Origin of the sequence: Streptomyces sp. NPDC018693 (assembly GCF_044391385.1) — a bacterium.
In the GTDB taxonomy this organism is placed as follows: Bacteria; Actinomycetota; Actinomycetes; order Streptomycetales; family Streptomycetaceae; genus Streptomyces.
In genome coordinates this window covers 402,391-428,393 of the sequence record NZ_JBIRZZ010000006.1, presented here as the reverse complement: position 1 = coordinate 428,393, position 26,003 = coordinate 402,391, and the positions used below count along the sequence as shown (strand labels likewise).

At 74.0% G+C, this 26,003-nt stretch carries 20 protein-coding genes and 1 pseudogene; 11 read left to right on the top strand and 10 right to left on the bottom strand.

Features of this window, described 5'->3' with window-relative positions; genetic code table 11:
• The first annotated feature begins 14 nt into the window (after positions 1-14).
• Together ACH5AC_RS19385 and ACH5AC_RS19380 are read left to right on the top strand one after the other, a co-directional pair.
• Positions 15-965 (top strand): glycine betaine ABC transporter substrate-binding protein, encoded by a 951-nt coding sequence (locus ACH5AC_RS19385; RefSeq protein WP_398863107.1) that lies wholly within the window; start codon positions 15-17, stop codon positions 963-965.
• Positions 966-1,009: 44 nt separating this feature from the next.
• Positions 1,010-2,476 carry an aldehyde dehydrogenase family protein gene (locus tag ACH5AC_RS19380; protein ID WP_398863106.1) on the top strand — a complete coding sequence of 489 codons (1,467 nt, stop codon included), beginning with the start codon at positions 1,010-1,012 and terminating at the stop codon, positions 2,474-2,476.
• A gap of 6 nt (positions 2,477-2,482) precedes the next feature.
• Here ACH5AC_RS19380 and ACH5AC_RS19375 read toward each other — a convergent pair whose 3' ends face one another.
• The 4 genes from ACH5AC_RS19375 to ACH5AC_RS19360 all read right to left on the bottom strand — a co-directional run bounded on the left by ACH5AC_RS19375 (position 2,483) and on the right by ACH5AC_RS19360 (position 10,552).
• Positions 2,483-7,243: a hypothetical protein gene (locus tag ACH5AC_RS19375; RefSeq protein ID WP_398863105.1), complete on the bottom strand. Its 4,761-nt coding sequence runs from the start codon at positions 7,241-7,243 to the stop codon at positions 2,483-2,485.
• Between the two features lie 85 nt (positions 7,244-7,328).
• Positions 7,329-8,207 (bottom strand): hypothetical protein, encoded by an 879-nt coding sequence (locus ACH5AC_RS19370; RefSeq protein ID WP_398863104.1) that lies wholly within the window; start codon positions 8,205-8,207, stop codon positions 7,329-7,331.
• Positions 8,208-8,238: 31 nt separating this feature from the next.
• The gene (locus ACH5AC_RS19365; protein WP_398863103.1) at positions 8,239-9,765 is read right to left on the bottom strand and encodes a hypothetical protein; all 1,527 of its coding nucleotides are present in this window, start codon (positions 9,763-9,765) and stop codon (positions 8,239-8,241) included.
• 91 nt (positions 9,766-9,856) lie between these two features.
• Positions 9,857-10,552 (bottom strand): GntR family transcriptional regulator, encoded by a 696-nt coding sequence (locus ACH5AC_RS19360; RefSeq protein ID WP_398863102.1) that lies wholly within the window; start codon positions 10,550-10,552, stop codon positions 9,857-9,859.
• 173 nt (positions 10,553-10,725) lie between these two features.
• On the opposite strand from ACH5AC_RS19360, the gene ACH5AC_RS19355 reads away from it, so the two are divergent.
• From ACH5AC_RS19355 to ACH5AC_RS19335, 5 genes and pseudogenes are all read left to right on the top strand, one after another.
• Positions 10,726-12,021: an MFS transporter gene (locus tag ACH5AC_RS19355; RefSeq protein WP_398863101.1), complete on the top strand. Its 1,296-nt coding sequence runs from the start codon at positions 10,726-10,728 to the stop codon at positions 12,019-12,021.
• Positions 12,018-12,839, top strand: coding sequence for a putative hydro-lyase (locus ACH5AC_RS19350; RefSeq protein WP_398863100.1), 822 nt, complete (start codon positions 12,018-12,020; stop codon positions 12,837-12,839). The genes ACH5AC_RS19355 and ACH5AC_RS19350 overlap by 4 nt, the downstream gene beginning before the upstream one ends.
• 33 nt (positions 12,840-12,872) lie before the next feature.
• Positions 12,873-13,631, top strand: a complete 759-nt coding sequence (locus tag ACH5AC_RS19345; RefSeq protein WP_398863099.1) for a LamB/YcsF family protein — start codon at positions 12,873-12,875, stop codon at positions 13,629-13,631.
• Complete coding sequence (locus ACH5AC_RS19340) at positions 13,628-14,260, top strand: allophanate hydrolase subunit 1 (RefSeq protein ID WP_398863098.1); 633 nt, start codon at positions 13,628-13,630, stop codon at positions 14,258-14,260. Before ACH5AC_RS19345 ends, ACH5AC_RS19340 begins: the two co-directional genes overlap by 4 nt.
• Positions 14,257-15,120 (top strand): annotated as a pseudogene (locus ACH5AC_RS19335) (biotin-dependent carboxyltransferase family protein); the annotation flags it as partial. The gene ACH5AC_RS19340 and the pseudogene ACH5AC_RS19335, both read left to right, overlap by 4 nt.
• Here ACH5AC_RS19335 and ACH5AC_RS19330 read toward each other — a convergent pair.
• The 5 genes from ACH5AC_RS19330 to ACH5AC_RS19310 form a co-directional block, all read right to left on the bottom strand.
• Positions 15,121-16,041 carry an SGNH/GDSL hydrolase family protein gene (locus ACH5AC_RS19330; RefSeq protein WP_398863145.1) on the bottom strand — a complete coding sequence of 307 codons (921 nt, stop codon included), beginning with the start codon at positions 16,039-16,041 and terminating at the stop codon, positions 15,121-15,123.
• A gap of 5 nt (positions 16,042-16,046) precedes the next feature.
• Positions 16,047-17,210, bottom strand: a complete 1,164-nt coding sequence (locus ACH5AC_RS19325) for a glycosyltransferase (protein ID WP_398863097.1) — start codon at positions 17,208-17,210, stop codon at positions 16,047-16,049.
• Positions 17,207-18,334, bottom strand: a complete 1,128-nt coding sequence (locus ACH5AC_RS19320; RefSeq protein WP_398863096.1) for a glycosyltransferase family 4 protein — start codon at positions 18,332-18,334, stop codon at positions 17,207-17,209. Before ACH5AC_RS19320 ends, ACH5AC_RS19325 begins: the two co-directional genes overlap by 4 nt.
• 171 nt (positions 18,335-18,505) lie before the next feature.
• Entirely contained in the window at positions 18,506-19,924 is a 1,419-nt protein-coding gene (locus ACH5AC_RS19315; RefSeq protein ID WP_398863095.1) for a HEAT repeat domain-containing protein, read from the bottom strand.
• Between the two features lie 324 nt (positions 19,925-20,248).
• On the bottom strand, positions 20,249-20,641 hold the full coding sequence (locus ACH5AC_RS19310; protein WP_398863094.1) for an ankyrin repeat domain-containing protein: 393 nt from the start codon (positions 20,639-20,641) through the stop codon (positions 20,249-20,251).
• Positions 20,642-20,915: 274 nt separating this feature from the next.
• Between ACH5AC_RS19310 and ACH5AC_RS19305 the strand changes: the two genes are divergently transcribed.
• Both ACH5AC_RS19305 and ACH5AC_RS19300 read left to right on the top strand, forming a co-directional pair.
• Positions 20,916-21,110, top strand: a complete 195-nt coding sequence (locus ACH5AC_RS19305; protein WP_398863093.1) for a hypothetical protein — start codon at positions 20,916-20,918, stop codon at positions 21,108-21,110.
• 73 nt (positions 21,111-21,183) lie between these two features.
• Positions 21,184-22,767, top strand: a complete 1,584-nt coding sequence (locus ACH5AC_RS19300; protein WP_398863092.1) for a hypothetical protein — start codon at positions 21,184-21,186, stop codon at positions 22,765-22,767.
• Positions 22,768-22,950: 183 nt separating this feature from the next.
• On the opposite strand, the gene ACH5AC_RS19295 is transcribed toward ACH5AC_RS19300, so the two are convergent.
• Positions 22,951-24,450 (bottom strand): PLP-dependent aminotransferase family protein, encoded by a 1,500-nt coding sequence (locus ACH5AC_RS19295; protein WP_398863091.1) that lies wholly within the window; start codon positions 24,448-24,450, stop codon positions 22,951-22,953.
• 100 nt (positions 24,451-24,550) lie between these two features.
• On the opposite strand from ACH5AC_RS19295, the gene ACH5AC_RS19290 reads away from it, so the two are divergent.
• Both ACH5AC_RS19290 and ACH5AC_RS19285 read left to right on the top strand, forming a co-directional pair.
• Entirely contained in the window at positions 24,551-25,204 is a 654-nt protein-coding gene (locus ACH5AC_RS19290) for a YitT family protein (protein ID WP_398863090.1), read from the top strand.
• A complete protein-coding gene (locus ACH5AC_RS19285; protein WP_398863089.1) occupies positions 25,201-25,974 on the top strand; it encodes a glycerophosphodiester phosphodiesterase in 774 nt (257 codons plus the stop codon). The genes ACH5AC_RS19290 and ACH5AC_RS19285 overlap by 4 nt, the downstream gene beginning before the upstream one ends.
• Positions 25,975-26,003 lie beyond the last annotated feature (29 nt).

Genomic DNA, 26,003 nt, shown 5'->3' with positions numbered 1-26,003 from the left:
TGAGGAAGAATCACATGCACATCAGACAGCGCCGCGTCCTCGCCCTCGTCGCCGGGCTGACGCTCACGACCGTCGCCGGCTGCGGCGCCGCCGACACCGGCAAGTCGACCAGCGCCGGCAGCACCGACACCGTCACCCTCACCGTCCCGTCCTGGGTGGGTGCCGAGGCCAACGCGGCCGTCGCCAAGTACGTCCTGGAGACGGAGCTCGGCTACAAGGTCGCCACCAAGCAGATGGGCGAGGTCATCGCCTGGGACGCGCTCGGCAAGGGCACGATCGACGCCATCCTGGAGGACTGGGGCCACCCCGAGCAGGAGCAGCAGTACGTCGAGAAGCAGAAGACCGTCGTCCCGGGCGGTGACCTCGGCGTCACCGGTCACATCGGCTGGTTCGTGCCCAAGTACTGGGCGGACGCCAACCCGGACGTCACCGACTACAAGAGCCTCAACAAGTACGCGGACCAGCTGAAGACCTCCGAGAGCGGCGGCAAGGGCCAGCTGCTGGAGGGCTCGCCGGACTACGTCACGTTCGACGACGCCATCATCAAGAACCTGGACCTGGACCTGAAGACGGTCTACGCCGGCTCCGAGGCCGCCCAGATCACCCAGATCCAGCAGAACTACAAGGCCAAGAAGCCCTTCCTCACCTACTGGTGGACCCCGCAGTGGCTGAACGCCCAGGTGGAGCTGGTGGAGGTGAAGCTGCCCGAGTACAAGGAGGGCTGCGACGCCGACCCGAAGAAGGTCGCCTGCGCCTACCCCAACACCCCGCTGCAGAAGTGGCTCAACGCCGACTTCGCCAAGGACGGCGGCAAGGCGGCCCAGTTCCTCAAGAACTTCAAGTGGACGGCCGACGACCAGAACGAGGTCGCCAAGATGATCACCCAGGACAAGCTGTCCGCGAGCGAGGCGGCGAAGAAGTGGGTGGAGGCCCACCCGGACGTCGTCAAGTCCTGGCTGCCGTAACCGGCCCCAGCAGCATCACGCACGAACCACAGGAAGGAACGGCAATGCCGGACCTGTTCATCGGCGGTACCTGGACCGCCCCGCGCGACGGGCGGACCCGGGAGATCCGCTGTCCCGCCGACGGCAGTCTGGTCGCCGTCGTCGACGAGGCGGGCGGCAAGGACACCGCCGAGGCCATCGCCGCCGCCCGGCAGGCGTTCGACCACGGCCCCTGGCCGCACACCTCCGCCGTCGAGCGCGGCGACCTGCTGCTGCGGGTCGCCGACCTGATGGACCGCGACCGCGCCGCGCTGGCCCGCGCCGAGTCGCTCGACACCGGCAAGCGCCTGGTGGAGAGCGAGTACGACGTCCACGACGTGATCGCCTGCTTCCGCTACTTCGGGCGGCTGGTGGCCACCGAGACGGGCCGGGTCATCGACACCGGCGTGGCGAACGCCGACAGCCGGGTGGTGTACGAGCCGGTCGGGGTCTGCGGGCTGATCACGCCGTGGAACTACCCACTGCTGCAGACGGCGTGGAAGGTGGCGCCGGCGCTGGGCGCGGGCAACACGTTCGTGCTGAAGCCGAGCGAGCTGACCCCGCACACCGCGATCCATCTGATGCGGCTGCTGGAGGAGGCCGGGCTGCCGGCGGGCGTCGCCAACCTGGTGCTGGGAGCCGGCCCGGAGGCGGGCGCGCCACTCGGTGACCACCCGGACGTCGACCTGGTGTCCTTCACGGGCGGGCTGCAGACCGGCCGCCGCCTGATGGCCGCCGCGGCCGGCACGGTGAAGAAGGTCGCGCTCGAACTCGGCGGCAAGAACCCCAACGTGGTGTTCGCCGACGCCGACTTCGACACGGCCGTCGACATGGCACTGACCGCCGTGTTCCTGCACTCCGGGCAGGTCTGCTCGGCGGGTGCGCGGCTGCTGGTCGAGGACTCCCTGCACGACCGGTTCGTCGACGAGGTGGTGCGCCGCGCGGAGCGGATCCGGCTGGGCGGGCCCTTCGACGAGCGGGCGCAGACCGGCCCGCTGATCTCGGCGGCGCACCGCGACAAGGTCGAGGCGTACGTCGCCGGGGGCGTCGAGGAGGGCGCGGTGCTGCGCTGCGGCGGGGCGCGACCCGACGGCGACGCGTACGCGCGGGGCTTCTACTACCTGCCGACCGTCCTGGACGAGTGCACCAGCGGCATGTCGGTCGTCCGGGAGGAGTCCTTCGGACCGGTGCTGACCGTGGAGCGGTTCACCGACGAGGACCACGCGGTGCGGCTCGCCAACGACAGCATCTACGGTCTCGCGGGCGCGGTGTTCACCCGCGACGAGGCGAAGGCGCACCGGGTGGCGTCCCGGCTGCGGCTCGGCACGGTGTGGATCAACGACTACCACCCCTACGTGCCGCAGGCGGAATGGGGCGGCGTCAAGCAGTCCGGCACCGGGCGTGAGCTGGGGCCGGCCGGTCTCGCGGAGTACCGCGAGACCAAGCACATCTGGCGCAACACCAACCCCTCGCCGCAGGGCTGGTTCGACTGATCGGGGTCACGCCTCCTGCGGGGCGGGCCGTTTGAACATCCGCGTCGCCGTGATCTCGCTGTGCACGGCCTCTCCGGCCGGGGTCTGCTGCGGCAGCCCCGGCCGCAGGTGTTCCTCCACGCGGATGTACTTCAGGCCCGCCCTGAGGTCGGCGTCGTTGCGCAGCCGGATGACCAGCGGGAACTCCGCCAGCGCGGTGGTGTCGAACAGGCCGGTGGTGTACAGGAGCTGGACGCCCAGCGCGTCCGACACGGCCCGCTGGAGCTCCAGCAGGTAGGTCGCGTTGGCGCGTCCGATGGGGTTGTCGAGGAAGAGCGTGCCCGCGTGGCGGTGCTTGTCGCGGCCCCGGTCGTTGGAGCGCAGCGCGGCCATCGTGCAGTACAGGGCGATGGCGGCGGTGAGCAGCTGGCCGCCGGAGAAGACGTCGCCCATCTGCCCGACGGGGACGCGTTCGGCGCGCAGCACGGCGTCAGGCTTGAGGATCTCCACGGCGACGCCCTTGGGCTGGAGCGCGGCGGCGACGCCCCGCAGCAGCAGGGACATGCCGTCCCGACGCAGGTCGGAGTTCTTCTTCACCGCCGCGCGTGTGGCGTCGTCGATCACCTCGCCGAGCCGCTCGGTGAGGGTGGCCTGGTCGGGCTCCTCGAAGCGGATGCGCAGGAACTCCTGCCCGGACCACTCGCCGAGCCCTTCCGGGAGCCGGGAGAGCCGCTGGGCGGACCTGAGCGTGGCCAGCGCCGACTCCACGAGGCCGCGCAGCCGGTCCACGATCGAGTCGCGGTTGCGCTCCAGCTGCGCCAACTCGTCGGTGAGGACCCGCAGTCGGGGCGCGAAGGCGTCCGCCCACTTCTGGGCGTGCTCCGGCAGGGCGGAGGCGGGCAGCTCCCGGATCTGCTGGCGGGCGGGGGTGCGGACCTGCTCGTAGCGCGTGGAGTTGGCGTGCCGTACGAGGACGTCGCTCGCCTCGCGTACGGCGGCCTCGGCGGCGGACAGGTCGGCGGCGCAGCCGCGCAGCGAGCGGCGGGCCTCGGCGGCCGACTGCCGGGCCTCCTCCAGGCTGCCGGGGTAGGGCTCCGGCTCCTCCTGGTCCTCCTCGGGCGTGTGCTCGCGCAGCAGGTCGCGCAGCATCGCGGCGATCTCGTCGAAGCCGCCGGCCGCGTCCTCGGCGGCGCGGTGGGTGTCCAGCAGTTCGGCGTGCGCGTCGCGGGCCTGGGCCAACGCCTCGGTGCGGGAGGCGAGTTCGGTGGTGGCGGTGCGCAGCAGGGCCTGGGCGTGCTCGGCGTCGCGCGGTTCCTGGTCCTCGGGCAGTTCGGTGTGCGCCTCGCCGTCCTCGGGCGCGTGCCGCTCGGCCTCGCCACGCAGTCGGCCGAGCTGCTCGCTCGCGGTGGACATCCGGGTCTCCAGGAGCTGCACCAGCTCCTCGGCGCGCGCGGCGGCCGCCTGCCGGGACGGCCCGTCGGACCCGTCGGGCGACTGGAGCAGTTGCTCCGCGCGCGTGCGCACCTTGTTGCTGAGCCGGTCCAGCTCCGCGCGGGCCGCGCTCTCGTCGCTCTCCGCGCGGGCCTGCTCGGCGCGCAGGTCGGCGCCGACGCCGACCTTCTCGTACACCTGGGAGGCGGCCCGGTACGCCTCACGCAGCGCGGGCAGGGACGAACCCGGCGTGTCGTCGCCGTCGCCGTCCGGTACGTCGTCAGGGGCGCCGGCGATCTCGGCGCGCTCGGCGCGCAGCGCACGCGCGGTGCGGCGGGCGTCGTCGGCGGCGCGCTGGGCGGCACGGCGGTCCTCGTCGGCGGCGCGGGCCCGCTCCAGACAGGTCTGGGCACGGGCCTCGGACTCGGTGGCCTCGTCGGCGAGTTCACGGAGCTTGACCTGCCAGCCGGCGCGCTCGCGCAGTCGGAAGGCGAGCCCGGCGAGGGCGTCGGCGGCGCGCCGGGCCCGCTGCGCGGCCTCCTGGCGCTCGTCGCGGACCTGGGCGGCCTCGGCGGCGGCCTCCTCGGCCTCCGCCCGCACGGTGCGCGCCTCCGCCAGCTCGGCCTCGGCCTCCTCGGCGAAGGCGCGCGTGTCCTCGGCGGCCCGCGCCAGCTCCGCCAGCCGGCCGGCCGGGCAGCTCGTGCGCCAGGAGGCGAGCCGCGCGGCCAGCTCCCGGTCCTTGCCGAGGCGGGCGGCGAGCCGGCGGATCTCCTCGTCCCGCTCGGTCGCCCGCGCGCGCAGCGCCTGCCGCTCCTCGTCGGCGGCGTGCTCGTCGTGCATGGCCGGGTTCGGCGGTACGAGGAACACGGCGCCGTCGTCCGACGTCGGCGCCGGGGTCGGGGCGAGCAGGGCGGCCGCCGTACCGACGGCGACGGCCGAGCGTGGCAGCAGGGCCGCGTCGCTGAGCGCGTCCCGCGCGCGGGTGTGCGAGTCCGGGTCGGTGATGATCACACCGTCGACCAGTTCGGGGCGGGCGGCGAGCACCCGCGCGTGGTCGGCGGGGTCGACGGCCTGGGCGAGGTAGCGCCAGCCGGGCAGGGCGGGGATGCCGTGCTCGCCGAGGAACTCGACGGTGGCCAGCACATCGGGTCCGGGCGGCAGCAGTCCGCCGTCGCCGAGCGCGCCGAGGATCCGGGAGTCGTCGGCGGCGGCGGTGCGCAGCTCGAAGAGCTGGCGTTCGGCGGAGGAGACGGCGTCGTCGAGGAGTTCGCGCAGTTCGTCGGCGCAGCGGTCGAGCTCCTCGGGGATGAGAGGGCCGTCGGCGAGGAGGCTCGCGGTGTCGGATCCGCCGGTGGGGACACGCGGGGACGCGCCCGCGTGCGGGCCGGGCGACGCACCGTCGGTGGGCTCCGTCCCGCCCCGCGGACCCGCGGACCGGCCCCGCGGGCCCGCAGCCCCGTCACTCGCCCCGCTCCGGGGGCCGGGCACACCGGCCCGTCCACCGTCCGGCGCGCCCGGCAGGCTGAGCAGCTCCGCCAGCCGCGGTTCCGAGGCGAGCGTCTCGGCGATGCGGCGCTCGGCCTCGTACGACCGCTGGGCGGCCGTGGCCGCGTCGGACGCGCGGGCGGCGGTCAGCTCGGCGCGGGACTCGGCGGAGGCGGCCTCGCGAGCGTGCTCGGTGGCCCGGCGGGAGGTCTCGCGGGCGGTGTCCCAGGCGGCGACTGCGGTCTTCTCGGCGTCGCTGGCGGCGAGGGCGGCGCGCGCCGGGTCGGCGTCGGGGGCGCTGTCGTCGAGCCAGCCCGCGCGGACGGCTTCGGCGGTCTCCTGCTCGACCTCGGTGAGCCGCTGTCGCAGATGCCCGATCTCGCTGCGGGCGCGCTGCGCCTCGGTGGCGGCGGCGGTGGAGTCGCGGTGGGCGGTCTCGCCGGCCTCCTGGAGGGCGGCGGAGCGCTCCTCCTCCTCGTTGGCGAGGTGCTCGGCGCTCTCGGCGGCCGCGTGCAGGGCGCGGACGAGGTCGATGGCGGCCTTGGCGCGGGCGGCGAGGGCCGGGGCGGCGTCCCGTTCGGCCTCCTGGATCGCGGCGGACACGCGCGCGACGCGGTCGGCGGCGGCCCGGTGGCGCAGCACGGCCTCGGCGGCCTGCCAGGCGGAGTGCAGGGTGCGCGCGTCGGCGAGTTCCCGTTTCTGTGCGGCGGTCGTCTTCTCGGCGGCGGCGAGCGCCAAGGAGGCGTGCCGGTAGGCGAGTTCGGCGGCGATCAGCGCGCTGCGCTCGCGGGCGCCCTCGGAGTGCGTCACGGCGTACGCGGCGGCGGTGACCCGCTGGGCCAGGTCGGCGGCCCGGGCTCGCTCGCGTACGGCCCGCGCGGACAGCCGGCGGGCCAGGGTGCGCGTGCGGCGCTCGGCGCCGACGTGGATGTCACGCGCGCGTGAGCGTGTCCCGGCGGCCTCGACGATCCGTCCGAGGAGGTCGACCGACCCGGCGGTGAAGTCCCGCTCGGCGATCAGTTCGGAGCGTCGGCCCAGCTTGTTGCCGAAGCCGCTGACCAGGTCGGCGAGCCCATCGGTGTCGCGGGTGTCGGTGACCGCGCGCAGCAGCAGGTCGGTGAAGTCGGAGTCCTTCTTGACCGCGAAGAGGCCGGCCGCCTCGCCCTCGTCGGCGTTCATCTCCCGCTGGTAGCGGAAGAGTTCGGGGTCGAGGCCGAGGTCGCCGAGGTGCTCGGTCCAGCGCTCGTGGGTCTCCTCCCAGTGCACCTCCAGGTGCGGATACGCCTTGCCCGCCTCGGTGAGCGCGTCCCGGAAGCCCTTCATGGTGCGCCGGCGCCCCTGTGCCCCGGAGGCGCCCTCGACGGGCGGGCGGACGGCGGTGGACTCGGCGACGGGCAGGTTGTCCAGGGTGAGGCCGGGCCCGGGCCGGAAGGAGTACCAGGCTTCGGCGAACTTGCGCGGGTCGTTGGACACCTGCCGCCCGCGCCACTCGCTGACCTTGCCGACGACGACGCACTCGCCGGTCTGCACATGCTGCCATTCCAGGGCGACGTGCCCGCAGTCGTCGGCGAGCAGGAACTTGCGCAGCACGCCGGAGCTGGCGCCCCCGAGGGTGTTGCGGTGGCCGGGGAGCATCACCGAGAAGATCAGCTTGAGCAGGACGGACTTGCCGCCGCCGTTCTCCAGGAAGAGCACCCCGGCGGGCGCGGGCCGGCGCGGTGGGCCGACCGGCTCGTCCTCGAAGAACTCCGCCTGCGCGGGGGCGGGTTCGGGCACGACGTCGCCGACGCCTCGCAGGTCAAGCACGGTGTCGGCGTAGCGCGCACCGGCGGGCCCGATGGAGTAGAGGCGGACCCGGGACAGCTCGTACATGGCGGACTCTCGTAAGTCTTCGGAAGGGTGCGGTGGTTCGGGACTTCAGGACGTCGAGGCGTTGGTGCGTCGGGGTGTCGCGGCGTCAGGAGTGGAACGGCAGCCCGGCCTCGGCCACCAGCTCCAGGTCGTCGGTGTCCTCGGCGGGCAGCAGGGTCGGCGTGCCGTCGGTCACCGGGACGACGCCCAGTTCCAGCAGCTCGGCCATGGCGGCGCTGCCGGCCATGTCGCGGACCTGGAGCTGGTAGCGGGCGGTCGTGCGGTACGTGCCGCCGTTGTCGTCGCCGGTGCGCTGGAGGAAGCCGGAGTCGGTGAGGAAGGCGACGGCCTTGCCGACGATGCCGGTGGTGGAGCCGGCGAGGCGGCGGGCGTCCTTGGTGGCCCCGGTGGCGCTGCGTCTGGCCCAGATCCGCCAGGCGGTCTCCAGGCCGGGCGCACCGCTGGCCGGGTCGGTGTTCTCGCCCTGTTCCTCGGCCCGTGCCTCCAGCCGGCGGCATGCCTGCCGGACGAAGGCGTCGACGCCGTTGACGCTGACCCGCCCGATGTACCCGTCGTCGGCGAGGTCCTCGGGGCGCGGGAACGCCAGGGCGGCGACGGCGAGATGGGCGAGCCCGTGCAGGAACCGGTCGCCGCCGTCCGCGGAGGTGCGACGCGCGTAGTCGCCCATGCGGACGGCGAACACCGAGTCCTCGGCGGCGGTGACGGCCATCCCCGCCCGCGGGGACACCTCCAGCACGACGAGCCCGAGCCCGGCGGCCACGGCGTCGGCGAGCCGGGCGAACGGCGGGTCCTCCCGGTAGCGGCGCAGCAGCTCGGTGTACTCCTGGTCGCGCGCGGGCTGCAGCTTGGGCTGGAGTCCGAAGGCGACGAGCCGGGCCGCGTCGGCGGCGTCGGCGGGGGTGACGGCGGTGCTCACCGGCGCGGCGGCGGTCTCCGGCTCACTCCACTCGACGTGCTCGGTCACGGTGTCGGCTCCTTGCTTCGCTGGTGCTCACTCATGCTGCTTCCGTCCGGTCCGCCGCCATGCCGACGGCGTCCAGCAGGGCGGTGCCGACGATCAGGTCGGCGCCGCCGAACTCGGGGTCCGTCAGCTCGGTGCCGTCGTCGACCGCGAACAGCAGCTTCTCCTCGCCCTGCCGGTAGGCGGTGCCGACCGCCGGGCTGGCCGCGTGCACCGCCAGCAGGGCGACCAGGTAGGGCAGCTCGGGGTCCTGTCGGCGCGCCTCGGCGAGCAGCCCCGACAGTCTGCGCGGGGCGTCCGCGGGCAGGTCCAGCAGTTCCATGGCGGCGGCCAGTTGCTCGTCGCTGAACCGGCTGTCGTCGGGGGTGGCGATGAGGTCCGGCTCGGGCATCTCGGCGCCCAGGTGCTCCCGCTCCAGCGGCGGGGTGAGCAGGATGTCGACGAGGTCGCCCACCCGCACGGACACCGGTGTGCGCAGCCCGGTGCCGCGCGCGAAGAACGCGTCGGTGACGCGGACGGCCTCCTCCAGGGGCAGCGGCAGGACGGGGGCCACGAGATGCCCGTAGAGGTCTATGCCCGACGAGGTCATGGGGGTGGCGAACGCCTGCCGGTCCTGTTCGGCGCGGAAGAGCGGGCCCGCCTCCAGCAGGCGGGACTGCAGCTGGGTGTGGCGCCGGATGCAGTCCTTGACGATGTCGACCAGCTCGGCGGCCCGCCGCTTGTGCTCGGGGTCCTCGGATTCGTCGCGGGCCTTGCGGATGTTGGTGAGGATGGCGTTCTCGTGGCGGTAGCGGTCGGCCACGTGGTCGAGGGCCTCGGCGATCATGTCGGGCACGGCGCTGAGCCAGTCGACCGCGCGGACGTTGCGCCGGGTGGCGTCCAGGGCGCGGCGCAGGGTCTCGGAGTACTGCACGGTGCGGTAGCGGGCCTGTTCGGCGGCGAGTTGGGCGTCGGCGAGGCGGCCGCGCCGGATGAGCACCTCCAGTTTGACCTCGGCGGCGATCTGCGCGCTGGTGACATCGGTGTCGAGGGCGCCGACGAGCACGTTGACGGCCTCGTCCGTGGTGCGGAGGTACACCGCGCCGCCGTAGCCGGGGACCTCCTCGATCAGCTTGAAGTCGTAGTCACGGCGCACATAGCTGCCGTCCGGGGCGAAGGTGCCGTACACCGCGCGGAAGCCGCGGTCGACGCTGCCGACATTGATCAGGTTCTCCAGGACCCAGCGGGCCACGCGCTCGTGCTCGGCGACGGGGCGCTGCGGGGCCTGGGCTCCGATGCGGGGGAGCAGCCGGGCGACGATCTGGTCGTGGTCGGCACCGGTGTCGAAGTCCATGTTCAGGGTGACGAGGTCGATCGCGGCGAGGGCGATCTCCGCCATGCCGTACACCGAGTACTCACCGGCCAGGTTGGCCTTGCGCGCGTCCAGGTCGTGGATCGGCGCGGTGCAGGCGAGCGCGCGGAGGCGCCGCGCGAGCCCTTCGTCGGCGGCCGGGCCCGGTGCGGGGCGCGGCCCCGCGCTGAGCTGGGGCGGAACACGGTCCGTCGAGGCAGGCGAAGTCACGATGCACAGAGTAGGTGCTGGGTCTGACATCGACCCAAACGACGCAGGCGTGCTCCGGCGTCATGGTGGTCACACCGGTAGGACGGACCGCTCAGCCGTCCTCACCGACGCGCCGCCGGTACACCTCCACGATCCGCTCCAGCGAGTCCCCGAAATACACCGCGAGCAGTTTCTCCGCCCCGTCCCGGTCCCCCGCCTCCAGCGCCCGCAGGATCTCCTGATTACGCGCGAGGTAGGGCTCGTGCAGCCGGCGTGGGTCGCCCACGACGTGGAACGCGAGGCGCAGCTCGGCGAAGACACTGCGCATGAGTTCGTCCGTGCGTTCGCTGCCAGCCAGGGCGACCAGCTCCCGGTGGAAGTGGATGTTGGCCGTGCCCAGCGCGTTCCAGTCGCCTTCGGCTATCGCGCGCCGCCCCTGCGCGACCGCCGCGGCGAGGGCGTCGAGCGCGTACGGAGGCTCGCCCAGACCCCGTACGACGGCGCGCTCCACCAACGCGCGCGTGCGGTAGATGTCCTCGACGTCCTCCACGCTGAGGACCCGCACGAAGACGCCGCGGTTCAGCTCGTGGACGAGCAGGCGCTCGTGGGTGAGCAGCCGGAACGCCTCCCGCAGGGTGTTGCGGGACACCCCCAGGGCGCCGCCGATGCTGTCCTCGGAGAGCCGGGTGCCGGGCGGGAAGAACCCCTCGGCGATACGGCTCCTGAGGATGTCGGCGACCCGCTCGGCCGTGCTGGTGCGCCCCAGGAGGGCACGGTCGTCGGCCAGTCCCGCCAGCTGCTCTGCCATGCCCGGAATTCAATCGCAGACACCAGGACGAGACAACGGGGGTATTGAAGGATCGTTCAACGATCCTCTACCTTGCTGGACACGGCACCGCCCCGTCCCCACCGCGGCGCCGCGGTTTTCGCACGGCACGGCTCAGTCAACGCACCCTCCGTCATCCCTTGCGAGGTGCCTCCATGAGCACGACCCCTCCGCCCCCGTCCCTGACAACACCTCCCCCGACAGACACGCGCGCCGTCGACGACGGCGCGTTCGGCTGGCTGCGCGCCCTCGGCCCGCGCGGCCGGCGCGCCTTCGCCGGCGCGTTCGGCGGCTATGCCCTGGACTCCTACGACTACTTCACGCTGCCGCTGAGCATGGTCGCGCTGGCGGCGTACTTCGGGCTGGACAGCGGTCAGACCGGCCTGTTCACCACCGTCACCCTGGTGGTGTCGGCGATCGGCGGCGCCCTCGCGGGCGTGCTGGCCGACCGGGTCGGCCGGGTCAGGGCGCTGATGATCACGGTGATCACGTACGCGGTGTTCACCGTCGCCTGCGGCTTCGCGCCGAACTACGAGACGCTGCTGGTCTTCCGGGCCCTGCAGGGCCTCGGTTTCGGCGGCGAGTGGGCGGTCGGCGCGATCCTGGTCGCCGAGTACGCGAGCGCCAGGCACCGGGGACGCACGCTCGGCGCGATCCAGAGTTCGTGGGCCGTGGGCTGGGGGCTCGCGGTGATCGTGTACACGCTGGTCTTCTCGTTCTTCGGCGACGACGTGGCCTGGCGCGTGATGTTCTGGACCGGCGCGCTGCCCGCGCTGCTGGTGGTGTGGATGCGGCGCCGGGTGCAGGACGCCCCGGAGGCTGCCGCCGCCCGGGAGCGGAGCGTTGTGAAGGGCTCGTTCCCGGCGATCTTCCAGGGCCCGCTGCTGCGCACGACCCTCTTCGCCGTGCTGCTCTCCACCGGTGTCCAGGGCGGCTACTACACGCTGGCGACCTGGGTGCCGACGTATCTGAAGAACGAGCGAGGGCTGTCCGTGGTCGGCACGGGCGGCTATCTCACCTTCCTGATCTCGGGCGCCTTCCTCGGCTATCTGACCGGCGGCCACCTCACCGACCGGCTGGGCCGCCGCCGCAACATCTGGCTGTTCGCCCTGCTGTCCGCGCTGTGCATCGTGGCGTACGCGAACATCCCGAGCGGGGCCGACACCCTGCTGCTGGTGCTCGGTTTCCCGCTCGGCTTCTGCATGTCGGCGATCTTCAGCGGCTTCGGGTCCTTCCTGAGCGAGCTGTACCCGACGGCCGTGCGCGGCACCGGGCAGGGCTTCACGTACAACACCGGGCGCGCCGTCGGCGCCGTCTTCCCGACCACGGTCGGCTTCCTGGCGGACAGCTGGGGTGTGGGCGGCGCGCTGGTCTTCGGCGCGATCGGCTACGGCATCGCCGCCCTGGCGCTGCTCGGCCTGCCCGAGACGCGCGGGAAGGAGCTGGTGTGAACCGTACGGACGACCGCCTCGTCACCTTGGTCGACGCGCACGCGCACGCGTGGAGCCCGAAAACCGCCCGGGCCCACTTCCGGGACGGCCTGACGGGCCCCACGGCCGGGGTCGCGGCGGGCCACACCCAGGTCAACCTGGTCGCGGTGCCCGCCGACTGGGCGTACGACATGCTGCTGTTCTGCCAGCGCAACCCCAAGCCCTGTCCGGTGCTCGACGTGACGGACGCCGGCTCCTTCCGGACCGTCCTCGCCGAGGGCGCCGACCTGCGCACCGATCTGCCGCGCTACCGGGTGTGGCGGGACGGTGCCCTGGTGGACGAGCCGACGGACGTGCGCGCGTACTGGCGCGACGATCTGGTGACGTTCCTGATCGGCTGCAGCTTCACCTTCGAGTGGGCGCTGACGTCGGCGGGTGTCCCCGTCCGCCATGTCGAGCAGGGCCGCAACGTCCCGATGTATGTGACGAACCGTCGGTGCCGTCCCGCCGGGCGGTTGCGCGGCCCCATGGTGGTGTCGATGCGCCCGGTGCCGCCGGAGCACCTGGCGGCAGCGATCCGGGAGAGCAGTCTGCTCCCGGCGGTGCACGGCAGCCCCGTGCACTGCGGCGACCCCTCGACGCTCGGCATCGGCGACCTCGGCCGGCCCGACTTCGGCGACCCGGTGGCCGCCGAGCGGGACGACATCCCGGTGTTCTGGGCGTGCGGGGTGACCCCGCAGGCCGCGGTGATGGCCTCGCGCCCGCCGTTCGTCCTCACCCACGCCCCGGGACAGATGTTCCTCACCGACGCCCGCGACGAGCAGTACCGCGTTCTCTGACCAGAGAACCGATCAGAGAAACCGGAAGGATCCATGACCGCGATCGATCTGAACGCCGACCTCGGCGAGGGCTTCGGCCGCTGGCGGCTGACCGACGACGAGCAGCTGCTGTCCGTCGTCACCAGCGCCAACGTGGCCTGTGGCTTCCACGCCGGGGACGCGGCCACCATGCGGCGGGTGTGCGAGCTGGCGGCCGAGCGGGGCGTGACGATCGGCGCGCAGGTCTCCTACCGGGACCTCGCGGGCTTCGGGCGGCGCGCCATGGACGTGCCGCCCGCCGAACTGGCCGCCGAGGTGGCGTACCAGATCGGCGCCCTGGAGGTGTTCGCCCGGGCGGCGGGCGCGCGCGTGGCGTACGTCAAACCGCACGGCGCGCTCTACAACCGGGTCGTGCACGACGAGGAGCAGGCGGGCGCGGTCGTCGACGGCGTGCTCCTCGCCGATCGGGCGCTGCCGGTGCTCGGGCTGCCCGGCTCCCGGCTGTTGGAGCTGGCCGGGAAGGCGGGGCTGGCCGCCGTCCCCGAGGCGTTCGCGGACCGCGCCTACACCGCTCGGGGCACGCTCGTGCCGCGCGGTGAGGAGGGCGCTGTGGTCGACGATCCGGCGGCGGTCGTGGAGCGGTCGGTGAGCCTGGCCCGCCTCGGCCTGGTCACCGCGCACACGGGGACGCCGATCGAGGTCAGCGCGCGGTCCCTGTGCCTGCACGGTGACACGCCCGGCGCGGTGGAGCTGGCCCGGCGGGTCCGGCGACGGCTGGAGGAGTCGGGCGTGCGGGTGGAGGCGTTCGCATGAGCGTCCGCGTGCTGCCGGTCGGCACGGACGCCCTGCTCGTCGAGGTCGCCTCGGGCCCGGCCGCGCAGGCCCTCCACGCGGAACTGCTGCGCCGCCGGGCGGCCGGCCTGCTGACGGTGCGTGAGATCGTCCCGGCGGCCCGTACGGTCCTCCTGGACGGCCTGGCCGACCCGGCCGGAGTGGCGGCCGAACTGACCACCGCCGAGGTGCCGCCCGCGCCCGCGTCGGCCCCGGACGTCGTGGAGATTCCGGTGCGCTACGACGGTCCCGACCTGGCCGAGGTCGCCGCCCACTGGGATGTCGCGCCCCACGAGGTCGCCCGGCTGCACACGGCGACCGAGTTCCGCGTCGCCTTCTGCGGCTTCGCGCCCGGCTTCGGCTACCTCACAGGTCTCCCTCCGCGCTACGACGTGCCGCGCCGGGCGACCCCGCGCACCGCCGTCCCCGCGGGCTCGGTGGCGCTCGCGGGCCCGTACACGGGCGTCTATCCGCGCTCCTCCCCCGGCGGCTGGCAGCTCATCGGCACCACGGACGCGGTGCTGTGGGACCACGCGCGCGTGCCGGCCGCGCTGCTGGCGCCGGGCACACGCGTGCGGTTCGTGCCCGAGCCCCCGGGGGCCGCCGTATGAGCGACCGTGCCCTCGCGGTCGTCCGCGCGGGAGCCCTCACCACGGTCCAGGACCGGGGCCGGGCCGGGTACGCCCACCTCGGCGTGCCACGCTCCGGCGCCCTGGACGCACCGGCCGCCGCGCTGGTCAACCGGCTGGTCGGCAACCCGCCCGGGGCGGCCGTCCTGGAGACCACCCTCGACGGCTGCGCCCTGCGGCCGCGATCCGCCGTCACGGCCGCGGTCGGCGGCGCCCCCTGCCCGGTCACGGTGGACGGGCGGCCGGCCGCGTGGGGCGCCCCCGTCCGGGTCCCCGCCGGGGCGGTGCTGGACGTCGGACGAGCCGTCTCCGGTCTGCGCTCCTACGTCGCCGTCAGCGGAGGCGTCGCCGTAGAACCGATCCTCGGCAGCCGCTCCACGGACCTCCTGTCGGGCCTCGGCCCGGCCCCCCTCGCCGACGGCACGGTCCTGCCCCTGGGCCCCGCCGCCACGCCCGACGCGCGCGTGGACGTGGCCCCCCAGCCCGCCCCCCCGACCGAACTGACCCTGCGAGTCACCCTCGGCCCACGCGACGACTGGTTCACCCCGGAGGCCCTCCACACCTTCACCACACGCGCGTACCGCGTCTCCCCGGCGAGCAACCGCATCGGCCTGCGCACGGAGGGCCCAGCCCTGGCACGCGCCCGCACCGGCGAACTCCCCAGCGAGGGCATGGTCCTGGGCGCCGTCCAGGTCCCCCCGGACGGCCGCCCGGTCGTCTTCCTCGCAGACCACCCGACCACCGGCGGCTACCCGGTGATCGCCGTGGTCCACCCGACCGACCTCCCGGCAGCGGCCCAGGCGGTACCGGGTACACCGGTCCGCTTCTTGGCCATACGGCGGCTATACGGGGGCGCGGGGCGGTATTCGATGTGCGGCTGCCGCCGCGTGGGCGCGACCAGCCCCCACGGCGCCGCACCCGCCCAACGACCCGTCACGGCACCCGGGTAGAGCCCCCAGCGCCGCCGACACCGCCGCAGCCGCCCGCACATCCAACCGCGCACTGGTCCCACGCGCCCGATGACGCATCTCGTCCGCGGCCAGGGAGACCAGCTGCGGCAGCAGATCAGTACACCGCCGCAACACCCACCCCGTACCCTCCGTCGCCAGCCACCGCAAGCTCTCCGCCCTGGTCGGCACAGGAAACTCCGGCTCAGCCGAGGGAGCCGCACCCGTCGCGAGGCCCACGTCCGAAAGCACCGTGTGGAAGCGCAACGCCAGCTGCCGGTGCCCCCGCTCCCCCGGATGGAGCCGATCCGCGCTCCACATGGCGCGATCCGTCAGCCAGGCCCCCTCCGCGGCATGCAGATGAACGGCCCCGTACCGCGAGGACAGCGCGTGTACGACGGTGTTGACCGCCCGCTGCCGTCGCGCCAACGGCCGGGCCAGCGCCCCCGGCAGCCCGAGCATGGCGCCGGGGTCAGGCAGGCACGCCGTGAGCAGGACCGCGTCCCGCCGGGCGCAGGCCGCGTACACCTGGTCCAGCCGGGCGGCCACGGCATGGATGTCGAAGGTGTGGCGCAGGGTGTCGTTGACGCCGATCAGAACCGACACGACGTCCGGCCGCAGCTCCAGCGCGACCGGAAGCTGCCGTTCCAGCACCTCCCGGGTCTGCGCCCCGCTGACGGCGAGGTTGGTGAAGTCCACGGCCGGGCCGAGCCCGCCGGCGAGCAGCGCGGCCCAGCCGCGCCACCCGTCGCCGACGGGATCGCCCACGCCTTCGGTCAACGAGTCCCCGAGCGCCACGAAGCGGACGGGGCGCACCACGGTCATCCGCGGCTCCCGGACACGACGGGACGGGTCGGTATCGTCGCGTCGTGTGCCGCCAGGAAGGCGGCGACGGCCGTCCCCCAACCGAAGCACTCCGCACGCGCGCGTGCCGCCGCCCGCCGCTCGCCCTCGGGGGCGGCCAGGAGTGCCTCCACGGCGTCCGCGAAGGCGTCCCCCCGGTCGGCCGCGGTGGCTCCCGCCGACCCGATCACCTCGGGCAGCGCGGAGGAGGCGCTCACCACGACGGGCGTGCCGCAGGCCATCGCCTCCAGCGCGGCGAGCCCGAAGGTCTCCGCGGGCCCGGGGGCCAGGCAGAGGTCGGCGGCCGCCTGCAGCGCGCCCAGCGCGCCCCGGTCGGCGAGGTGCCCCAGGAAGGTGACCGGCAGGGCGCGGTCACGGGCCCGCTGTTCCAGGCGCGGGCGCAGCGGCCCGTCCCCGGCCACGACCAGCACCGCCCGCATGCCGCGCGCCCGCAGCGCCTCCAGGGTGTCCATCGCTGTGCCGGGCCGCTTCTCCACGGACAGCCGGGTGCAGGTCACCAGCAGCACCTCGTCCTGGCGGGCGTACCGGGCGCGCAGCCCGAGGTCGCGCAGGGACGGGTGCCGCTCGGTCAGGTCGACGCCGAGCGGGGCGCGCACCACGTTGCGGGCGCCGATGCGGACGAACTCCCGCTCGGCGAACTCGGTGGTGCACACCACGCGCGCGTACGTGTTCGCCGTACGGACGTTGAGTGCGTCGGCGGTGCGCCGGGCGGCGGCCTCGGGCACGCCCCAGGTGCGCAGCACGCCGTCGGCGGTCTCGTGGGAGACCATCACGGCGGGGACGCGGGCGCGCCGCGCCCACTTGCCGGTCCAGCGCAGGGTCGTACGGTCGGAGACCTCCAGGCGGTCGGGCGCCAGCTCCTCCAGGAGGCGGGCGACGCGCCCCCGGTCGGTCAGGACGCGGTAGCCGCCGGTGCCGGGCAGCAGCGGGCCGGGCAGGGTGATGACGCGGCCCTGTTCGGTGTCCTGGACGGTGTGCCGCTCGCCGGGCACGATCAGCACCGGCTCGTGGCCGGCGGCCCGGAAGCCCTTGCCCAGTTCGCGCAGCGCGGTGCGCAGCCCTCCGGAGGCCGGGGCGACGAAGTTCGCGAGCCGGACGATCCGCAGTCCTTCGGTCTTCATGCGGCCACCACCGGTGTGCGGGCGGCCAGGACGTCGGCGTAGTGGCCGATGAGCCGGTCGCCGACGGCGGCCCAGGTGCGGTCCTCGACCATGGCGCGCGCGGCGGTGCCGTAGGCGGTGCGCAGGGCGGGGTCGGCGGCCAGGGCCCGGACGGCGTCGCGTACGGCGGCCGGGTCGCGCGGTGGCACCAGCAGCCCGGTGTGTCCGTGGGCGACCAGGTCCAGGGGGCCTCCGGCGGCGGGCGCGACGACGGGCACACCGCTGGCCATGGCCTCCTGCACGGTCTGGCAGAACGTCTCGAAGGGGCCGGTGTGCACGAAGACGTCCAGCGAGGCGAAGATCCGGGCGAGGTCGTGCCCGGTGCGGCGGCCCAGGAAGAGCGCGCCGGGCAGCGCCTCGTCCAGCTGTGGCCGGCTGGGCCCGTCGCCCACGACCGCGACTTTCACGCCCGGCAGGGCGCAGGCGCCTGCCAGCAGTTCGACCTGTTTCTCGGGGGCGAGCCGGCCGACGTAGCCGACGAGGACCTCGCCGTTGGGGGCGAGGGCGCGGCGCAGGGACTCGTCGCGGTGGGCGGGGCGGAAGCGGACGGTGTCGACGCCGCGCGGCCACAGTGTGACCCGGGGCACGCCGTGTGCCTCCAGGTCGCGCAGGGCGGCGCTGGACGGGGCGAGGGTGAGGTCGGCGGCGGCGTGGACGGAGCGGATGCGCCGCCAGGCGGCGGCCTCGCCGGCGCCCATGTAGGTGCGGGCGTATCCGGCGAGGTCGGTCTGGTAGACGGCGACGGCGGGGATGCCGAGCCGGGCGGCGGCGGCCATGCCGCGCACGCCGAGGACGAAGGGGCTGGCCAGGTGGACCAGGTCGGCCCGGTGTTCGGCGATGGCCGTGGCGACACGCCGGCTGGGGAGGGCGACGCGGACCTGGGGGTAGCCCGGGAGCGGGAGGGAGGGGACACGGACGACGGGGCACGGCGCCAGGGCGTCGGGCCCGCTGCCGGCGCTGGTGGCCGGCGCGACGACGAGCGGAAGGTGACCGCGATCTACGAGGTGCCGGGCGGTCTGGAGCGCGCAGTGGGCCACGCCGTTCACATCGGGGGGAAAGGATTCGGTCACGATGACGACACGCATAGGGGTGTTGTCGCCGTGCCGGACGTGCCCGCGTCAAAGTGGATCTTTCCGAACGACAAACGTCCCATGAGCGTTGCACCGCGCACCCTCGCAGGTCAGACGGTGTGCATACCCACCTGACCCGCGGGTCATCCCCTGTTCACCCGGCGGACGCGCGAAGGCCCGGGACGCTCACATGGCGGTCGGGTCCGGGCCGATCCGGCTGCGGACGGCCGTCTGGACCTCCGCCTCCTCGGCCGGGTCGGCGGCGAGCCGGCGCAGCCGCTCCGCCACCCGGGCGTCACCGGTCTCGGCGTGTCGTGCGGCGATCTCGCGGGTGGCCTCCTCGCAGTCCCAGAGGCACTCGACGGCGAAGCCGGTGGCGAAGGAGGGGTCGGTGGCGGCGAGCGCGCGGGCGCAGCGGCCGCGCAGATGGGACGAGGCGGTCTCGCGGTAGATGTGGCGCAGTACGGGGGCCGCGCAGACGATGCCGAGGCGTCCGGCGCCGTCGACGAGCGTCCACAGGGTCGGCGCGTCGCAGCCCTCGCCGCGTACGGCCTCACGCAGGGCGGCGAGGACCTGGTCGCTGTCCTGGGTGCCGCCCCGGCAGGCGAGCACGCGTCCGGCGGCGGCGCCGAGGGCGTCGGGCCGGCGGGCCCAGCCTCGGGCGCGGTCGACGGCGGCGACACTGCGCATGCGTTCGAAGGCGTCGACGGCGGCGTCCACCACGGGCGACGGGCCGGTGGCCACGGCCCGCTCGATCAGGTCGAGGGCGTCGGGGTCGTTGCTGTCGGCGAGGTAGCGCAGGGCGGTGCACCGGGCTCCCTCGGTGCCGTCCTGGGCGGCCCGCACGATCTCCGGCCGGTCTTCCGGTCCCGCGACGGCCGCGAGACATCGGGCGGCCGGCACATGGAGTGCGGCGCCACGCTCGACGCCCTGCTGGGCCCACTCGAACACGGCCCGCACGCTCCACCCCGGACGGGGCCCGGTAGGTCGCATCTGCCGTTGCCAGCGGTCGAAACAGCCGGTCTCCTGTGCGGCACGCACGCGTGTGGAGATGTATTCGCGCGGGTCCTCGGCCCACAGCCGCCAGGGCCGGGGCTCGAAGGCGTCCCGTACGGCGGCGGCCAGCTCGGCCTCGCCCTCGGGGTCGGTGGCGAACCGGGCCAGGACGGGCGTGGCGAGGGCGCGCAGGCCCGCGTCGTCGTCGCGCAGGGCGAGCTCGTCGAGGGCCCAGGCCCAGTTGGACCCGGACGCGGCGTACCGGCGCAGCAGTTCCAGGGCGTCCCGCCTGCCGTAGGAGGCGAGGTGGCCGAGGACGGCCAGGGCGAGCCCGGTGCGGGACTCCTCGGTGTCGAAGGCGTCCTCGACGTCGAAGAGGTGCGCCTCGATCTCGTCCAGGTCGCCGCCCAGGTCGAGGTAGAGACGGGCGTAGTAGAGGGAGCGGTTCTCCACCTGCCAGTCGTGGCGGGGGTCGCGCAGCACACAGTGGTTGAGGGCCGCGAGCGCTTCGGCCCGCGGGGCGGTGAGCGCGTGCAGTGTGCCGTCGCCGCGGCCCCGCTGCAGCAGGCCGAGCAGCGTACCGCTGGGCGCTATGAACGGATCGAACATGGGAAACAGCCTCACATCAAGCGTCGACGCAACCGGGGACGTGCACTACCTGGCCGCGTGACAACACGTCGGGGCGCCCGCCGTTTCCTGCTTGCTGTAAGCCATCTTCCTCTGCCTCTCGTCAAGTGGCCCATGCGGACCGCATCACGGCCCGCGCGGTGCGGCAACACCTGCCCAGCCATCGCGTCCGTGAATCACGACGTCATGATGACTCGGCTGTTCTGCCTGCCGCGACCGAAATTTCCGGCGGCCCTGTACCGCCTCCCCCGTGGTCGTTGATCTACCTGGTCAGAAACTGCGTCTTAGCTGCTCAGGCATGTTGTCTCAGTCCACTCCGAACAACTCCAGAAGCTCCGCCTTGCCGAACATGCGGGCGGTGTCGACGGCCGAGGGGGTCCCCGCGGCCGGGTCGGCGCCCGCCTCCAGCAGGGCCCGGATCACCTCGGTCTCACCCTTGAAGGCCGCCCCCGCGAGCGGGGTCTGGCCTCGGTCGTTGATCTGGTCGGCGTCGGCCCCGCGGGCCAGCAGCGCACGGACGGCGTCGGCGTGCCCGTGATAGGCGGCGAGCATCACCAGCGAGTCGCCCCGGTCGTTGGTGAGGTTGGCCGGAACGCCCGCGTCGACGTACGCGACGAGCGCCTCGGTCTGCCCCTGCCGGGCCAGATCGAAGATCCTGGTCGCCAGCTCCACGACCTCGGGGTCGGGGGCTTCAGTCATCGGCCGGACCGCCTCTCCATCCATCTCTGTGTGCCACCGTTCAGGTGAATCGCCAGGGTACTGGCTCCGGGCGGACATGACCGGCCCGGACGGAGGCAAAGATCAGCAGCAGCTCCGTTCGCCGCAAATTCGCAGTTCAGACGGGCCCTCCAACGCTCCACCATCTGGGGGAAATCTATGGAATTTCCCCCATTTGCACCTTTTATCGTATGGATACATGCTGTGAGCCTGGAAGTACTCATGGTGACTGTCCCCGCGAACCAGGAGATCCCAAATGATCCTGTCCATCTCAGGCGTGGTCCTGCTCGGCATCATCGTCTTCCTGTTCTTCCGCAAGGACGGACTGAAGGCGTCACACGCCACGGTCTCGGTCCTGTTCGGCTTCTACCTGTCCAGTACGGCCATCGCGCCGAGCATCAAGGCGGGCGGCGAGAGCCTGGCCAGCCTCCTCGGCGGCATCAAGTTCTGACGCCGCCCGCCCCTCCGCCCGTACCGCCGTCCGATCCGTCCGCCCCGTCCGTACGCACCTTCAGGAGACAGCAGTGGCCCGGCGCCCCCTCCCCCGCATCCTGAGCACAGGCAGCGCGCAGATCGCCCGGAGCCGGGAGCTGGCCCGGACGGCGGCCGACAGCGCCACCGACGTCCTCCATCCGCTGATCACGATCACCCGCGGGCTGCGCCGGCTGGCCTCGGCCGGGCGGCGCAAGTGGGCCGAGACCCCCAAGGACAAGCGCGGGCCGCTGCTGTTCCTGGTGGCCTCGCTGGTACTGGTCGTGGCGCTCGCTCCGTACGGCCCTCTGCTCGCCGTCATCACCCTGATGGCGGCGGCAGCCTGGCAGGGACGGGACCGCACCCCACCGGCCCCGGAAGGGCCCGACGAGTCGCAGACCCAGCGGCTCCAGGCGCTCTACGAGGCGCTCGTCCCGTACTTCGCGACGGCGGAGGACCCCGCCCCGCTGTACGCGCACGGTGGCGAGTGGGAGAAGGCGTTCCCGACGTACGAGTTCGACGGCTCCGGCCGGATCACCCAGCTGGTGATCCGCTACCCGGCGTACTTCCCGGACGGCGAGGCGGAGGCACGCGCGCGTGTCGAGCATCTGCTGTCCGCCAAGTCGGGCCGAGGCCGCGAGTACCTGTTCTCCTGGGACGAGGAGGGCAACGAACTCACCGTCGGCGTCCTCGCCCCGCTCCCCACCGACATCGCCGTCCAGCCCTTCGTCACCACCCCCGGCGAGACGGTCCTCGGGTTCACCGACCCCACGCATGTGCAGCGCACGCTCCCGCTCACCCATGGCGAGGAACAGCGCGACGTGCCGCCGGTGGTCTGGCGCACCGGCATCCGCTCCACCGAGCCGCACCTGCTGGCGGTGGGCCAGCCCGGCAGCGGCACCTCGACCCTCCTGCGCTCGATCGCTCTGCAGGCGCTGCGCCACGGCGACGTCCTCATCGTCGAGGGCGGCGGCACCGGCGAGTACGCCTGTCTGACCGGACGGGACGGCGTCCTGGGCGTCGAGGTGGGGCTGGCCGGGGCGCTGGCCGGCCTGGAGTGGGCGGCGCACGAGACGGAACGCCGGCTGATCGCCGCGAACCGTGCCCGGCAGGCGGGACAGGCGCCGCCGGACGACACCAAGCGGCCGCTGTGGATCCTCCTCGACCGGCCGACCTTCTTCACGCACCTCGCTGAGGCGGACGGCCGCAAGGATCCGCAGACGCTGCTCCAGGTGCCGCTGCGGCACGGGCGGGCAGCGCATGTGACGGTGGTCGTGGCCGAGCAGTTCGACGCCCTCGACTCGCTCAGCGACGCGGTACAACAGCACACGCGCGCGCGTGCCGTGCTCGGTCCGGCGACGGCGCGGCAGCTGGAGGCGGTCCTGGGAGCTCCCCCGCACACCACTCCCCTCGACCACGTCCCGCCGGGGCGCGGCTACGCCCGCCTCGGCACCGGCCCGGTCCACCGCCTCCAGGTGCCGGCGACCCCCGACCCGTACGACGACGCGACCAGCGACACCCACCGGCAGGCGGTACTGGACCTTCTGCCGCCGCGCACGACTCCGGCGGACGAGGAGCCGTCGTCGGTCGAGGTCGTCAAGCCTGAAGTCCAGGCCGTCGCCGCGGAGAGCTCGTGAGCTGAGCCACCCGGAGTTGCCGCCGGGGTCGGGGGGTGTCGCTCACCCGCGCCGGCGGGGTGCCTCCCCCACTCTCGGCTTCGCTCGAGCGGGGGACCCCCACCGCCCACCCGTGCCGCCCTGGGGGTACCTCCCAGGCCCTTAAGGCACTGGGGGAGGCACGACTGCCCGCAGCTACGGCGACTACGCGACAAACGTCCGCGGCGGCTCCCCGCCCGCAGTCCCCCCGCTCCGTACGATCCGCGCCGCCGCGGCCAGTCGCGTCGCAGCCTCCTCCGCGACCGCACCGCCCACGGTGAACGGCAGCCGGACATACCCCTCGAACGCCCCGTCGACCCCGAAGCGCGGCCCCGACGGCACCCGCAGCCCGACCCGCTCCCCCGCCTCCGCGAGCCGCGAACCGGACAGCCCACCGGCCCGCACCCACAGCGTCAGCCCGCCCCTGGGCACCGAGAACTCCCAGTCCGGCAGCTCCCGCCGTACGGCCGCCACGAGCGCGTCCCGGTTCTCCCGGGCCTGCGCGCGCCGCAGCTCCACCGCCTGCTCCCAACCCCCCGTGGCGAACAGCCAGTTCACGGCGAGCTGCTCCAGCACCGGCGTCCCCAGGTCGGCGTACGCCCGCGCCGCGACCAGGCTGCGGATCACGTCCGGAGCCGCCCGCACCCACCCGATGCGCATCCCGGCCCAGAACGCCTTGCTCGCGGAGCCGACGGTGATCACGGTCGACCCGGCGGGGTCGAAGCCGCACACCGGCCGGGGCATCCGCACCTCCTCGTCGAGCCACAGCTCGCTCATCGTCTCGTCGGCGACCAGCACCGTCCCGGCCGACCGGGCCGCCTCCACCAACGCCCGCCGCTGGTCGTCGCCGGCGAGCGCGCCGGTCGGGTTGTGGAAGTCGGCGACGACGTACGCGATGCGCGGCGCTGCCTCCCGCAGCACCTGCCGCCAGCGGTCCATGTCCCAGCCGGCCAGCCCCTCGGCCATGGCGACGGGCACCAGACGCGCGCCCGCCTCCCGCATGAGCTGGAGGATGTTGGCATAGGACGGCGACTCGACGGCGATGCGCTCGCCGCGCCCGCCGAAGAGATGGCAGATCGCGTCGATGGCGCCCATCGCGCCGGTCGTCACCATGATCTGCTCGGGCATGGTCGGGATCCCGCGCGCGGTGTACCGGTCGGCGATCATCGCGCGCAGCGCGGGCAGCCCGGCCGGGTAGTCGCCGTGGGTGTGGGCGTACGGCGGCAGTTCCTCCAGCGCGCCCTGCACCGCGCGAGTGAGCCACGGCTCGGGGGCGGGCAGGGCCGCGCAGCCGAGGTCGATCATCGAGCCGAGCGCCTCCGGCGGCAGGGGTTCCAGGCCACGGGCCGGCAGCGGGTTGCCCGCCGGTACGGCCGTCCAGCTGCCGGCGCCGCGCCGGGACTCCAGGAAGCCCTCGCCGCGCAGCGCCTCGTAGGCGGCGGCCACCGTGGTCCGGCTGACGGACAGGGAGAGGGCCAGTTCGCGTTCGGCGGGCAGCCGGGCGGCCACCGGGACGCGGCCCTCCAGCACCAGCAGGCGGATGCCGTCGGCGAGCGCGCGGTAGGCGGGCGGGCGACGCGACCCGGGCCCCGCGGGGCGCTCCTGCTGGGACTTGAGCAGCCGGGCCAGCTGCGCGGCACCCACCGCCGAGGTCCACTGCGCCATGATTACCAGTCCACCTTCCCCGAATTGGCCATGGATGACGTCTCCCACCAAGCCACAGAGTGACACGGGTCAGGCCACCACCACCACTTCGGGGGGACCCTTGTCCATGTCACGGCGTCTCGGGCGACGGCTGATCCAGCTGTACGCCGGTCTCACGCTCTACGGCGCCAGCACCGCGCTCCTCGTCGAGGCGGGCCTCGGTCTGGAGCCGTGGAACGTGCTCCACCAGGGTCTCGCCGAGCACACCGGGATGACGATCGGCGTGGTGTCGATCGTCGTCGGCGCGGCGGTGCTGCTGCTGTGGATCCCGCTGCGCCAGCGCCCCGGCCTCGGCACCGTCTCCAACGTGTTCGTGGTCGGCCTCGCCATGGACGGCACCCTGGCCCTGGTGCCCGAGGTGCACTCCCTGGCCGTACGGGTGCCGCTGCTGCTGGCCGGGATCGTCCTGAACGGCGTCGCCACGGGCCTGTACATCGCCGCCGCCTTCGGGCCGGGCCCGCGCGACGGGCTGATGACGGGGCTGCACCGGCGCACCGGGCGGTCGATCCGGCTGATGCGCACCGGCGTGGAGGCGGCGGTCGTGGTGACCGGCTTCGCGCTCGGCGGCACCATCGGTGTCGGCACCGTCCTCTACGCGGTGTCGATCGGGCCGCTCGCCCAGTTCTTCCTGCGGGTGTTCGCCGTTGCCTCGGCACCCTCCGGCAGCTCGGTGGTTGCCGGAGGGTCACCGCGGCGGGCGATACTGCGTCGGTGACCACGCCGACACGCCACCCGCACCCGTACCTCGACCATCCCGGCCCCATTCCCTTCGCTCATCGCGGCGGGGCCGCGGACGGGCTGGAGAACACCGTGGCGCAGTTCCGGCGCGCGGTCGAGGCGGGCTACCGCTATATCGAGACCGATGTGCACGCCACGCGGGACGGCAAGCTGGTCGCCTTCCACGACGCGACGCTGGACCGGGTGACCGACGGCGCGGGCCGCATCGCGGACCTGCCGTGGTCGCAGGTCCGCCACGCGCGCGTGGCGGGCAAGGAGCCGGTGCCCCTCCTGGAGGAGTTGCTGGAGACCTTCCCCGAGGTGCGCTGGAACGTCGACATCAAGGCGGAGCCGGCCCTGCACCCCCTGCTCAACCTGATCGCGCGGACCGGCGCCTGGGACCGGGTCTGCGTCGGTTCGTTCTCCGAGGCCCGGGTGCTGCGCGCCCAGCGGCTGGCCGGCCCGCGCCTGGCGACCTCGTACGGCACCCGGGGTGTGCTGAATCTGCGGCTGCGCTCCTGGGGCGTGCCCGCCGCGCTGCGCCGCTCGGCCGTCGCGGCGCAGGTGCCCGAGGCCCAGTCGGGCATCCAGGTCGTCGACCGCCGCTTCGTCCGTGCCGCCCACGCGCGCGGGTTGCAGGTGCACGTGTGGACGGTGAACGAACCGGAGCGGATGCACCGGCTCCTGGACCTGGGAGTCGATGGCATCATGACCGATCACATCGACACACTGCGCAAGGTCATGCAGGACCGGGGCGTCTGGGTCTGAGCCCCGGGCCCTCGCGCACACACGGGGAA